The organism is Labrys sp. ALF-8 (assembly GCF_059699065.1).
The window spans coordinates 869,354-883,215 of record NZ_AP048537.1; the positions used below are offsets into that span (position 1 = coordinate 869,354).

Annotated in this window: 8 protein-coding genes; 7 read left to right on the forward strand and 1 reads right to left on the reverse strand. The window is 61.3% G+C overall.

Features of this window, described 5'->3' with window-relative positions:
* Positions 1-92 precede the first annotated feature (92 nt).
* Positions 93-380: a hypothetical protein gene (locus AC6H34_RS03980; RefSeq protein WP_448146032.1), complete on the reverse strand. Its 288-nt coding sequence runs from the start codon at positions 378-380 to the stop codon at positions 93-95.
* A 78-nt stretch (positions 381-458) separates the two neighbouring features.
* Here AC6H34_RS03980 and AC6H34_RS03985 point away from each other — a divergent pair, with 78 nt between their 5' ends.
* From AC6H34_RS03985 to AC6H34_RS04015, 7 genes are all read left to right on the forward strand, one after another.
* A complete protein-coding gene (locus AC6H34_RS03985; protein ID WP_497537972.1) occupies positions 459-2,537 on the forward strand; it encodes a glycosyltransferase in 2,079 nt (692 codons plus the stop codon).
* Between the two features lie 135 nt (positions 2,538-2,672).
* A complete protein-coding gene (locus AC6H34_RS03990; protein WP_497537973.1) occupies positions 2,673-4,055 on the forward strand; it encodes a tetratricopeptide repeat protein in 1,383 nt (460 codons plus the stop codon).
* A 63-nt stretch (positions 4,056-4,118) separates the two neighbouring features.
* Positions 4,119-6,320, forward strand: coding sequence for a glycosyltransferase (locus AC6H34_RS03995; protein WP_497537974.1), 2,202 nt, complete (start codon positions 4,119-4,121; stop codon positions 6,318-6,320).
* 98 nt (positions 6,321-6,418) lie between these two features.
* Positions 6,419-8,434: a glycosyltransferase gene (locus AC6H34_RS04000; RefSeq protein ID WP_497539848.1), complete on the forward strand. Its 2,016-nt coding sequence runs from the start codon at positions 6,419-6,421 to the stop codon at positions 8,432-8,434.
* Between the two features lie 29 nt (positions 8,435-8,463).
* The gene (locus tag AC6H34_RS04005) at positions 8,464-10,347 is read left to right on the forward strand and encodes a tetratricopeptide repeat protein (RefSeq protein ID WP_497537975.1); all 1,884 of its coding nucleotides are present in this window, start codon (positions 8,464-8,466) and stop codon (positions 10,345-10,347) included.
* 728 nt (positions 10,348-11,075) lie between these two features.
* Entirely contained in the window at positions 11,076-12,359 is a 1,284-nt protein-coding gene (locus AC6H34_RS04010; protein WP_497537976.1) for a nucleotide sugar dehydrogenase, read from the forward strand.
* 340 nt (positions 12,360-12,699) lie between these two features.
* Positions 12,700-13,854, forward strand: coding sequence for a polysaccharide biosynthesis/export family protein (locus AC6H34_RS04015; protein ID WP_497537977.1), 1,155 nt, complete (start codon positions 12,700-12,702; stop codon positions 13,852-13,854).
* The last annotated feature ends 8 nt before the right edge of the window (positions 13,855-13,862 follow it).

Below are 13,862 nucleotides of genomic sequence, written 5' to 3' on the forward strand. Positions count from 1 at the left end.
CTAAACTAGAAAATTTTGTGTGACTTTTTCCCACTTCGTCAATATTTTTTTGGGATGCTTCACATATGCAACAGCATCGTACGCCGCCTAAGTCACCATGAAATCAGGCCTATTCCATCGATGTCGCCCTTCTGGAAGCCCAATGCCCCAGGCCATTTCTCGTGCACGATATTTCGTAAATTAGCCGGCTTAATGATGAGTGACGCATTGATTCGCAGCCCTGCCGGGACCGCCGACCACCGGATTGCGGGCAAATCGGAATGGGCGCTCGGGTGAAGACGTGCCCGCTCCAGGTCGGCCGGACACCGCCGGTTGGCCTCAAGGATGTGCCGAGCGCTCGGCGTCGATACCGGAAGGACGATGTGCAGGCGTGCGGCCATCGGCTCTCGGACGAATAACAGGCAGCCCGAACTCCACGCGTGGATGCGCATAAGAGGTAGCCAATGTGGCAAGGACGCATGTCGAAAGCCGAGGCCCTGCAATCCGCAGAGCCCAAGATCGTGCCCTTGCCCCTGGCGCGGGCCAAGCGGGATGACGAGACCGCAAGTCGGGAAGCCTTCTCACCGCCGATTCGCGACGAATGCGCCGAACTGATCCGGCGCGCAGACAACGCCGAGACGGCCCAGCAGGTGCTGCCGCGGCTCAAGCATCTGCTCTCCCGATTTCCCGATGAACTGGATACCAATCTCGCCCACGCGCTCGTCACGGAAATGACGCGCGTGAGAGAGGGCATGCTCGAACTCTGGACCGAGGTTCACGAGCGGTTTCCCGGCAATTTCAAGGCCTTCCAATACCGTTTGCGCTGGCTGTCGCGTCTACGGCGGGTCAGTGAAGGCCTCGATATCCTCGAAAAGCACTATCCATCATTGCCACTTGACGTCGACGCCAGGCTCAACAAGGCAGAACTGCTGACGGAACTTCGGGAAATTGCCGGTGCCCGGCAAGTGTTCGACTCAATCCTGAGCGACTTTCCGGACGCGGTGCGCGGCCCGGTCCAATACGCCAAGCGCCTGCGGGATTGGGGCGAGCTCGATCGCGCCGTGGAGGTCCTTGCGCCGGTCGTATCCCAGCCGCATGCTCCCAAGGCCGCAATCGCCATGTCGGAGGAATTGCAGCGCGGACTGGCCACGCTCGACCGGCTTGCATCGGATTGGCGGTCGGCGGAACTCCCCTCCTACGTGACGGTGCTCCAATGCGCCATCGGGCGGTTCGCCGATCGGTTCGTGAGTGCCATCGACCATAGCCGGCTGGGCTCGGTTACCCTCATCACGGGAAGTCTTGGAACCGGGGGTGCCGAGCGGCAGCTTGCCAGAACGGCCGCCAGGCTCGAGCGAGCACGCAGGATCGGCAGCGATATAGCCAGCCGGCAAATCAGAGGACCGGTCCAGGTCGTAGTGAAGTCGCTCGCACACGATGGCAACCACGATTTCTTCTTGCCCATGATCGCAAGCGAGCGGGTCGAATCCTACCAGATCGACAACATGAAGCCCGTCCCCCACGGCGACCTGACGATTGCAGACGAGGATCTGCGATGCCTTCTGCCCTTCATTCCCGCACATGCCAATTACGGGGTGCAGCGCCTGGTTCAGCATTTCCGCGCCAACCGAACGGAGGTTGCCTATATCTGGCAGGATGGGGCCGTCCTGTTCGCCGCCCTCGCGGCGCTGATCGCGGGAGTGCCCCGTATCGTACTCAACGTCCGCGGCCTGCCGCCGATCCTCCGGCCGCATCTCTATCGAGCCGAATACGGCGCCATGTACAAGGCCCTGGCAGGAATCCCGGGCGTTGAGTTCATGAGCAACAGCGTCGCGGTGGCGCGGGCCTATTGCGATTGGCTGGACCTTCCCGCTACTCGATTTGCCGTCGTCTACAACGGCGTGGAGCGCCTGCCGCCCGATCCCGCCCATCCGGACGAGGAGCGTTGGAGCGCGTTCGAAAAGCGCACGGCGGACGCCACCGAGACGATCGGAGGGGTATTCCGGATCGACATCGACAAGAGGCCGGAGCTCTGGATCGAATTCGCCTGCCAGTACTATCGGCGGCATCCCAGGGCTCGCTTCGTGCTCGTGGGAAGTGGGCCCCTGTTTGCACGGGTCCGCCAGCAGGCCAGCGACCTGGGCATTGCCGACCGGATCCTTTTCGTGGGGCGTTCGTCGACGGTCGGCTATTGGCTCACAAAAATGGATGCGCTCGTCCTGCTGTCCCGCTTCGAAGGCCTGCCGAACGTCCTGATCGAAGCGCAGATGGCTGGCATCCCGGTTGTATCGACACCGGCCGGCGGCGCATGCGAGGCATTCGTGCATGGCGTGACGGGCCTCGCCGCAGACACAGTCGAGAATGTCGACATTGAGTCACTCTGCAGAAAAGTCATGCAGATTGTGGTCTGGAGCCTAAGCAACAGATATATCCAGAGCAGTATAAGACAAATAGCTTCTGAAAAATTTTCAACCCAGTCGATGGTAGAAAAAACAGTAAGAGTTTTGACGGGGGGAACAGAAGCAGAAATACCAGACTCCGGTATTCTGGAAGCTGTCTAGAACGGCATATATGTCGATAGAACTATTCATCATGGCGCTGCGACGCGTGAGATGTATCGCCCGCAAGCCAACAAACCAGATCTTGAATTCGCGAGCTGCCGAGCAGCTGCACAGTGAGTGGGACAGAAGATGGAAATGGCACGCGATCTAAACCTTGGCACGCCGTCCGACCGAGGCGGCATTCTCCAATGGGCATCACAGGGCGAGGGGCTCAGGCCATTGCCTACATCCACGTCTGAAACGCGCACCTGCCTGGCAGCGATGCGGGATGCGTGGCGCCGCGCCGACTGGAACGAAGTGATCATTCAGGCGGATGCCTTGCTCAAGATGTGGCCGGGCCATACGGACGCGCTGAAGATGCGGCTGAAGGCGGCGATCAATGCCGGACGCCTGGATATTGCGGCGGAAGCGGCTATCGCCGCGGCGGAAGAACACCCGCTGCCCGCCTTCATCGCGGCGAAGAAGCTCATCAGCGGCCGGCAGCCGGAGGCGGCCGCCCACGTCCTGATCGCCCTTCGGCAGACGGGATCGGGTACGGCCCTGGACGGTTGGGACGACATCACCGCAAAGGCTGCCGCAAATCTGGTCAAGCTGGCTGGCCAGGCCAGAAGTGCCGGTGACGGTGAAGGGTACCGGCAGTTGCTGGGACTGGGCGTAGCGGTCACGCCGGAGAACGCGGCCCTGCGCAAGAGGGCCGATACGCTTCGCGCCGAAACGGTGGAACAAGCCAAGCGCGTCGACTTCGAGAAGGATCCTCAGGAATTCGTTGCTGCATGGGAACGAGTGCTGAAGGTCGATCCGAAGCATGTGACCGCGATCAAACGGCTCGCTACCGCCGCCGAAAAGAGTGACGATGCCGGCCGGGCGATGGAATTCTGGGCTCGCCTTCTCGATGTTGATCTCACGAACACTGTCGCAGCACAGCGACTGGCTCGCGCCGCGAGCCGCTCGGGTCGGGAACATGAAGGGCTTGTGACGCTTTACGACGCAGGGCTCGCGGCCCCTGGAAGCGAGCATATCGCACGCCTCACGCACAAAGTGCGGAGCGCATGCAAGCTTGCCGTCCGGGGAGGCGACGGCCTGACGGCAGCACATCACCTGGTTCTGCTGCTTCAGGTTGAGCAGGGCGACGAGGAATTGGAAGTACTGAGGCGCAAGGTGCTTTCACTCCTGAACAAGGAGCTGAGCGCCTTTCGCAAGGCCGAGCAGCCAGGGAGCGCCGCCGCCGTCGCAGCTCGATTGCTCCAGTTGGATCCGCACAACATTCCCGCCCTCACGGCCGTTGCCCGTTATCTCTACCAATCGCGCGATTTTGCCGAGGCCGCCAACTATTACCAGCGGCTCACGGATGCCACGCCGGATTCCGCCGTCAACTGGCTTCACCTGGCCCGTGCCCGTCATCGGGCCGGTGACCTGCGAGGGGCCTCCAATGCCGTGGCGCAAAGCCGTTCGCTCGCTCCCGACAACAGCGCCAGCGAAAATCTGGATCGGCTGCTGAAGTCGAAGCTGCCCGGCTAATGCGGGAGAGGCCGTGCCCGGAGAGGGGCCGGGCACGGATGTCGACGAACAAAAGAGGGCGCGGTGAGCAACGAGTCAGGCGATCAGAGGCGGCGTATCGGCGCCGCCCAGATTGAGCACGCAATGCCGGCGACGAAGGTCCGCGCCCGCAGTCAACCCGAGATGGCGTCGGTCCCGTTGGAGCGGGCGTCGCGGAACGGTCATTCGCCGAAGCTGCCGCAGGCGATGCTGCAACGGGAAATCGCGCTCTTCCAGTCTCGTGCAACACAGGCACAGGCGGAACTGGAGGTTGCCCTTGAGCGTGAAGCTCGTTCGGCGAAGAGAATCCGGGATCTGGAAGCTGCCCTCGCCGAGCAGGCCCGGGCAGACGATACGGTCCTTCTCAGCACGCGCCTCCAGCAGGCCGAGCGAGAACTGGAAGTCTACAAGACTGCCAAGCGGAGTGCCGAGTTGAACGTGCTTGACATCCGTAGCGTCTGGAAGGAAGCGGAGGCCCGTCTCGAGAAAACGCGCACCAGCCCGGCCTATGGCCTCGGCAACCTCATCATGGCCGGCCTTTCCAGCTGGAGCGGAAGGGTGCGTCTGCCCTACCAGCTCCTGAAATGGTATGGCGCCTATCGTCGGGCCGGGGACCGACAGCCGGAACTGGTTCCCGCCGGTGCCGCCCCCGAATATCTCCATGCCTCGCAGGCGGCGGCCGCCCGAGCCCAGAAGGACGGTCCCGAGGCAGCCGCGCGATGGGTCCAAGATCAGCATCTGCGCGCTCCCATTCTTGCCAAGGTACTCCTCGATCTTGCCAAGGAGGCACGCCGGACAGGCAGCGGCGATGCCGCCGCACTCGCCCGGTCCGCGGTGGAGGCGGATCCCAACGAGGCCCGGGCCAAGCATCTTGCGTTCATGCTGATGGACACCGGATCCATTCGGGAGAGCTGCAGAATATTGCAGGCGGCGATTTCCGCTGGCGCTTCCCTGAACGAGACGGAGGAGCGCCGATACCGGGAATTGCTGGCCTGGCAGCGCCTGCAGGTCCAGGGCATCCGTCTACCCAACCTCAGGAAAAGAGTGCACGCGGACGGGATCCGGATCCTGATTTATGTGCCCCAGTCCCTGCCCTTCCACTGGTCGTCGGTCAGCATGCGCGCGCATGCCCTTGCCCAGACTCTCCGCGAAGCGGGCTGTACAGTGGACGTCGTCACGCCACCGGGCTACCCCGCCAGGAGTGCAGACGATCCCCGGCGCAAGGACGGCCCCGATATCGTCGAAGGCATTCGCTACCATCGCATGCGTGCCAACCAGGCATCCGCCGGTATCGTGGACGAGTATGCAGGCGAAGTTGGCCTGGCGCTCGCGCGGACGGCCAGGGCGCTGGACGCGACCGCCATCGTCGCAGCGTCGGATCTGGTGTCGGCCTATCCCGCCGCAATCGCCGCCAGGATCAGCGGCGCCGCATTGATCGTGGACTGCCAGAAACTGCCCGACGCATGGGCGCAACCGGACAGCGGTGAAAGGAAGGATCTCCTCCAGAAGCTGGAGTTCGCGCTCATGAACGAAGCCGGCCTCGTCCTGGCGCGCTGGCCCGGCGCCTCGGATATCCTCCAGGAAAGCGCCATCCCCTCCTCGAAGATCACCGTGCTCGGCGATACACCGCCCACTTTCCCAGTCGACGCGAAATCACCCGACTGGCAAACCGACCCCGCGGTCCTCGGTCGCGTCGTGATCGGCTATGTCGGAGATCCCTCCGAGGACATCGATCTCGAAGCGATCGGCGACATCTTCGACCGGCTGGTGAACCAGGGTCTCGACCCCGCGCTGGCAGTGTTCGGTGTCGGGTCGCGCTTCCAGAAACTTCGCGAGCGGCTGGTTCAGCTCGGCCACGGCTCGCGCATCCTGTTTCCCGGAAGGCCACGGACAGGATCGCTCGCCGCGGCGTACAACGCGATCGACATCATCGTCACGCCGACGCGGCCCCATGGGAATCTGCCTGCCCGATCGCGCTTCGAACTCATCGAAGCCTTGGCTCACGGCAAAGCCGTCGTCGCCTCGGGCGAACCGGTGGCGCGCGAGATCCTGGACCAGTGCGCCGAAATCGTCGAAGGCGGCAGCGAGGAGATGACTGAAGCCCTGGCGCGATTGATCGGCGACCCGGTCCGGCGTGCGACCCTGAGCGAAGCCGCTGCGACGAGGGCTCGGCAGTTCCTCAAGTCATCCTCGGTCGAGAGAATCATGGACAAGATTCGAACGACGCGAAGTGACCTGCAACCATGATCGCGTTGAAGAAACTGTTAGACAGGCGACCACGGGCGCCACGCAGGGATGCCCCTGCACAGCAGCGGAACGGGGGGAACGAGTCGTCGTTGGACATTGTGTCGGAGGCTGTCGAGAAGGGCCTGCACGAAGGCGGCGGCTCGAAGCGCGTGACGACCGCCGAGGTGAATCGAGCCCGGGATATCGCAAACTCGATGCGCCGGCTTCCCGAGCTGCCTGAGGCGCTGGAGCGCCTCCTCCCCTTCGTGGCCCTTCATCCGCGCGAGGAGCGGTTCCAGGCACTCGTGGCCCGTGTCCTGGATCGCGTGCAGGACCAACGCGGCCTCAAGGTCTGGCGGGGAATAGACGAGCGCTTTCCCACCTCGAGAGAGGCCTTCTTCCGGGTTTTGCGATGGACCATTCGCATCCATGGCCTCGAGGCCGGCCGCACTCTCCACAGGAACCGGTTCGAGGAAGAACCCGAAGACCCCTTTCAATTGCTGATCTATGGCCGGGGCCTGATCGAGCTGAAGGACTTCGATGGCGCCGAGGCGGCATTCGGCCAGCTCGTCGAGATGGAGGGTACGCCCGAAGCCGTGCTCGTGGCTCTCGGTCGGTTGTACATGTCCCTGCGCCAACCGATGCGGGCTCGCGAGATCATCGCATTCGCCCGCGAAAAATTCGGGGAGACGCGGCACATCACGCAGACCCGCGAGCGTGTCGAGGAGGACCTGCGCAGTCTCGACGAAATCGTGCCCGCGCATGCCGAGAGCAACGAGCACCTTCCCAATCTCGTCATCGAGCATGCATTCGCCATGGCGATCCGGGAGCGGGCGGCGGAGGTGTCGTTCGAGCCCCGCCGTTTCGTCGGCACGACGGTGCTGATCAATGGCAGCCTGGGCTCGGGCGGAGCCGAGCGACAGTTCACCAATACGGCCCTGGGCCTGGACCAGGCCACCAGGCTTGGCCTCAAGATCGGCGACGCCGACATTGTCGGCCCCGTCCATATCATATGCCGTTCCCTGCACTCGCGGGCCGGAGCGGATTTCTTCGCGCCGCAATTCGCTGGGGCCGGCCTGCCTGTGCATGAATACTCCCAGTTCCCGGAGTTCGGCGGGCGGCCGAAGTTCTCGCGGGCACGGGACATGATCGGCCTCCTCGATCATCTCCCGGCACAGATGCGGGAGGGCGTGGCCCGCCTGACGGACTATCTCAGATATGTTGATCCCGACGTCGTTCATATCTGGCAAGACGGCTCCGTGCTCGCGACCGGCCTTGCCGCGCTGCTCGCAGGCGTGCCGCGCATTCTCCTGGGCGTGCGGACCCTGCCGCCGGAGGATCGCTTCGAGCGCAACAAGCCTGAGTACGAGGCCGTCTATCGAGCCTTGCTGTCGGCGCAGGGCGTCTCCATCGTTGCCAATTCCTACGCCGCGGGGGAGCGTTACGAGGCCTGGCTGAAACTGTCGCCCGGCTCGGTTCAGGTCATTCCCAACGGCCTGGACCCCCTGGACGCCACGCCCGACCTCCAGGCGGAGCAGATGGCCCGCGACTTCGACCGGTCGGCATCGACGCCCCGATTCATCGTCGGCTCCGTCATGCGTTTCGATGACAACAAGCGCCCCCTCCTCTGGCTCGACGTCGCAGCAAGAATCGTGTCGCGGACGGAAGAGGCCCGCCTTATCCTGGTCGGCGACGGCCCCCTCCTGCACAGGGCGATGGCGCACGCCAGGGAACTGGGGATCGCGGACCGAGTCCTGTTCACCGGACGATCGGCCCGTGTCGGCTACTGGCTTTCCCGCATGGATGCCTTCCTGTTGCTGTCGCGGCACGAGGGCTTGCCAAATGTGTTGATCGAGGCACAGTTCGCCGGTGTCCCGGTGGTGACGACGCCGGCGGGCGGAGCAGCCGAAACTCTTCAGCCGGGTGTGACCGGCACGGTCCTTCCGGCCATAGACGGCCTGGATCCGCAGGCCGTCGCCGGCGAAGTCCTGGGCTGGCGCCGCGATGCGGACGGACGGCGGGCACTCGCCCGAACGACGTCACACTGGTCGCGCGGGTGCTTCTCGATGCAACGGATGCTCGAATTGACAGTCGATGCCTATCTCGACGGTAGGCGGGAGTGCGGCGTTCCATGAGTCAGGGAGCGAGGCAGGGAGTGGGTCAAGTGACGGTGACTGCAGAACCAGGCGCCAGCCCGGTTGGCCATTCGCAGCATACGATCGACAAGGTCATCGCCCTGGCGGAGCAGGGACGCGTGTCGGAAGCGCTGGTCATGTTGACACCGGCTCTTGCAAACGCCCCGAGGAACAGGAATCTTGTTCGCCGCCTCATCGTCGCGCCGGCCATGCGCGGAGGCGAGTTGGACAAGGCAACCGCTTTCCTCGAACGGTTGGTCGAGGCCAATCCGGCTTCCGCCGAGGACCTGTTCACTCTCGGAAGCGTCCTGATGCGAGCCGGGCAGCGCAAGGCCGGCCATCAGTGCATGGAACGGGCAGGAGAGCTCGACCCGGCCAATCTTGCAATCGCGGCGGTTCGCCTGCAGGAAGCCATCCGCACGGGCGTCGATGCCGCCACCCTGGCCCTTGTGCGCCGCTATGCCGACCGTTGTGACGAGAATCCGCGGCTCGCACAGCTGTGCCTGATGGCGCTGGGGCGCAAGAATGCCGTGGAAGATGCCTTGAAGATCGTCGAAAGGCTGCAGAGCCGGGGCGAACCCCCTGCCGATCTCGCGCTCGAGATCGCCCAGGTGTTGTCCCTGGCCCATCGCCACGAGGAGGCGCGCCGGGTTGCCGCCGATGCGATCGCTCGTGGCGCCACGGCGGCACGCCTTCATCTTGTCGTCGCCAACGCGATGTCGGCGCTGGGCGGTAACGACGCGGAAATTGCGGAACATCTGCGAACCGCACGCAGATCCGGGCCAAATGACGTCCTGTTGCTGCGCACGCTTGGCGAAACCCTTCTACGCCTTAAACAATATGAGGAGGCCGCCGACGTCCTGGCCCGGGCCGCTGCCCTGAGTCCGGAACTAGCCAATCTTCAAATGCTCCTGGCAAGAGCCCTCAAGCTCGCTCGACGCTACGACGAGGCCGCAACGGTCCTCCAGGCCCTGACGCGCAACACGCCTGCATCCCCCGCGCTGCAGCGAAGAACGATCGGCGCCTTGTTGCGGGCGGGGCGGAAGAAGGAGGCCCAGAACACCTACAGGGCCCTTGTCCAGGAAAGCCGTGCGCGCCTGAGAGGAAGCTTCAGCGAGGTCAGTGCCGGCCTCTACGACGACCTGTCCAAGGCACCCATTCCCCAGGGCAGGCTCGATTTCGCGTGGAACCTGGCGACACGCTTGGCCAAGGGCAAGGATCCGGGCGATCGCGAAGCATGGGATCGCAGTGCGCGTTGGGGTTGCCTTGCCGACTTCCTGCTGCTGGACTGGCTCGAAAGTGTTCCCGAGAAGATCGGGGAGGTAGCCGATCTTCTCGTCGGCGTCGATGAAGCCGTTGCAGGCATTCGCAGTGCATTGGCGGAAGGCAGGGGCTCGTTGCTGATCAGTCCCCATATGGGTCCGATGTATTCGGGGCCTCTGGCTCTGCGGATCGCCGGCCTGCCGACCAAATGGCTCGCCTCGGCCCCCAAGGTCGCCTCCTCCAGCTATGCGGACTCCCTGATCTCGACGAGCGAACATTCTGAGGTGGAAGTCGCGCGCGAGGTGATCAACGCGTTGCGCGAGGGGTATGCCGTCGTCATCGCGATCGACGGCGTCATGAGCCCCTCGGCACCGCGCGTGGAATGGGAAGGGCACCAGGTCACCTACTCCCAATTTGCCGCAGGCCTGGGATTCCGGCTCGGCATTCCAAGCTTCTGCACGATCCCGTATTGGTCGGGAGAGCGGATCAGGTTTCACGTTCGCGCAATGCCGCGCTCCGACGCCGGAGAGCAGTTCGCATCCTTCGCCCGGCGATACCAGGATGCTTTCTTTGCCGAGATCGAACAGCAAATGCTCCGCGGCCCGGAGAATCTGCGGCTCAGCGGCGGCATTTGGCGCGGCATTCGCTAGAGCAAAGCGCGTTTAGGGAGAAACACCGCTTTGCTCTAACTCTTTGTTTTTCGACGCGCCTTTGCGTTCTGCCGATTCCGTCAAAACACAAGACACTCACGAGGGCATCCTGTCCAAGCAATCGCTTCCGCGCGCCGGGCAGGTACCCGCATGTTCGCCGTTCGCCTCCGATCGAAAGGCCAATTCTCTATTAGGATAAACATTATAACCTTGGTACAAAACGACATTTTTAAAATTAATATTTATTTTAATAGCTACACAGTAATATAATATATCATTATATTTACATATACTTTAATTTTTTACTTATAATTGGACACCATTAGAATCCCTGGCGACAGGGCAATATCGTGGGATTTTTTCCCATTCAGCGATAAAATACTAAACTCCAATCGTCGCCCAATTGGTTCGTAAATTTTATCAATTTATGATTATATTGATGATTTTCTTCGATATCTCATCGTATAAAATTAATATACATAAATATAACATACCAAAATATAGCCTAAAACTATCAGATATTTAATTATTAGGTAATATATTTCACATGGAGAAATAAAAAATTATTTTAATAAACTTATATATATACATAGTTATATATATAAAAAAATTCTGTGATTTTGACTCAGATATCTTTGTCATATTATTGATACTTACGAGCCACATTTAGAACACAATTTATTGGTTTCTGCGCCGTGGGTATCGGGGACAAGCAAAGAGGCCTTGACTTGAATTCACAGCGTAAAATAGCAGTTATCGGCCTTGGTTATGTAGGCCTGCCTGTCGCCGTGGCATTCGCCAAAAAGGGGTTTGAGACCGTTGGATTTGATGTCGACGAAAGCCGCATAACCCAACTGCAGGGCGGCTTCGATCGCACATTCGAGGTTTCGAATGAGGACCTCTCATCCATCGAGGCCATCTTCAGCCGCAGGGCGGAGGATCTCAAGAAGGCGGATTTCTTCATCGTCACGGTGCCCACGCCAGTGGACGAAGCCAACCAGCCGGATCTGCGGGCTCTTCGCTCGGCGTCGCGCACCGTCGGCGGGGCGCTGAAGAAGGGTGACATCGTCGTTTATGAATCGACCGTGTATCCCGGCGCAACGGAAGAGGAATGCGTTCCGGTTCTGGAGGAGAGTTCGGGCCTGGTGTGCGGCCGCGATTTCACCGTCGGCTACTCCCCTGAGCGCATCAATCCCGGCGACAAGGAACATACCTTCACGAAGATACGCAAGGTCGTCTCCGGGCAGGACGAGCAGACGCGTGACATCGTCGCGGAGGTCTATTCCTCCGTCGTCACCGCGGGTGTGCACGTCGCGCCGACGATCAAGGTCGCGGAAGCGGCAAAGGTCATCGAGAACGCCCAGCGAGACATCAACATCGCTTTCATGAATGAGCTCTCGCACATCTTCCAGTTGCTCGGCATCGATACAGCGGACGTTTTGGCCGCCGCCGCGACGAAGTGGAATTTCCTGCCATTCAATCCTGGACTTGTGGGGGGACACTGCATCGGCGTCGATCCCTACTACCTTACCTACAGATCAGAAAAGGCGGGTTACCATCCGCAGGTCATCCTTTCCGGTCGGCGCATCAATGATTCCGTCGGCGAACGGATCGCGCGCGAATGCATCCGGCTGATGCTGCAGAAGGGACAGAAGGTGGAGCGCGTTCTCCAGCTTGGCCTGACGTTCAAGGAGAACGTGCCGGATCTGCGGAACTCCAAGGCGGCCAGCATTCTCAGGGAACTGAACAAGTTCGGCATTTCGACGGCTGTCGTCGATCCCTGGGCGTCCTCCGACGAGGCGCTCCACGAATACGACGTCCAGCTTTCCGATCTCAACGAGGTCGAACCGGCCGACGCGGTCATCGTTGCGGTCCCTCACAGGGATTTCGCTTCTCAAGGCTGGCCGATGATCACGTCGTGCCTGAAGAACCGATCCGGCGTGGTGATCGATGTCAGGGGAATGCTTGACCGCGCCGCGAAGCCGGAGGGTGTCACGCTCTGGCGCCTTTGAACCGAGCCCGAAAGCTGGCGTTGCCCCAACAGGCTCGCCCGCACGAGATCCACTCGCGACCTGCCGGATCCGAGTGGATCTCGTGACCGAATTCATTGCCGGAAGACAGAGGGTATCATCGTTTTCTTCCTGGTAATGGCGAGTTGTAAATCCACAATTTCGCACCCATTCTTCCAGAAGGAAGAATGGGTAATATCCGTTTCCGAAAATATACTGTATATTTTCGTTTAATAGTGACATATTTGACACATATTTTAAGATAAATACTTCAGGTCTTTACTGAATATGAGGAGTTTTATTATAATTTTTGTTGACGCATAACGTTGGTAGGAGTCGTATTTTGAAAGCGCTAGCTGTTCTGCCGCTGCTCTTGTGCACGGCAGCTCTTTCCGGATGCGCCTCCCTACCGGCTGCCGGTCCCAGCGCCTCGACCATCGACAGGCCGGAGGAGCGGAAGGGGCTGGGCAATTACGAAATCATGGACATTACGCCCCAGGCCATCGGCGCGCTCAGTTTCTATCAGCCGGCCAGCCTGTTTCAGAGGTTCCATTCTCGAGCCCCGGCGCCTGGACAGATGTTCAGCGTCGGCGACCAAGTGGTCGTTAATATCTATGAAGCCAGCGCCGGAGGCCTGTTCTCCGGCCCCGTCAATGCCGCCGGAACGGCAAACAAGGCGACAACCCTTCCTGTCCAGTCCGTCGACCAGGACGGTGCCATCACGGTCCCTTACGCCGGTCGCGTGAGAGCGGCAGGGCGTACGCCGGCTCAGGTTGGCCAGACCATCGTGGACCGGATCAAGGACAAGGCCTCGGAACCCCAGGTCATCGTGAGCCTCGTCCAGACGGGGGCCGCCGTGAGCGTCACCGGGGACGCGACCGGTGCGGCGCGAGTGCCGCTGAGTCTCAAGGGAGATCGCCTGCTCGACGTGATCTCACAGGCCGGGGGCGTGAAGTCGAAGCCGAACGAGACCTTCGTACGCCTGACGCGCGGCAAGATTTCCCAGTCCGTATCCCTGCAGACGATCTTGACGAGTCCCCAGGAGAACGTTTTCGTCCGGCCGGGCGATACGATCTATGTCTATCAGGATACGCCCAAGTTCACGGTGCTCGGAGCCGTCACTCAGCAAAAGGACTTTCCAATCGACCAAAGCCGCCTCCCCCTATCGCAGGCGGTCGCCCGCGCGGGCGGCCTCGTCGACATACAGGCCGATCCCGGCGCCATCTTCCTGTTTCGCTTCGAAAAACGCGACGTCGTCCGAATCCTGCGGCCAACATCGCGATTCCTGAGCGTCCCGGGTGGCGACATTCCCGTGATCTACCGCCTGAGCCTGACGTCGCCGGAAGATTACTTCCTCTCCCAGAAGTTCATGGTGCGCGACGGCGATTTGATCTACGTGGCCAACGCGCAATCTGTCCAGGTCTCCAAGTTCCTGACGCTGCTCAAGGCATTCATGTCCAACGTATCTCTTGCTCGCGGCGGGGCGGTTTCAAATTGATCATGAGC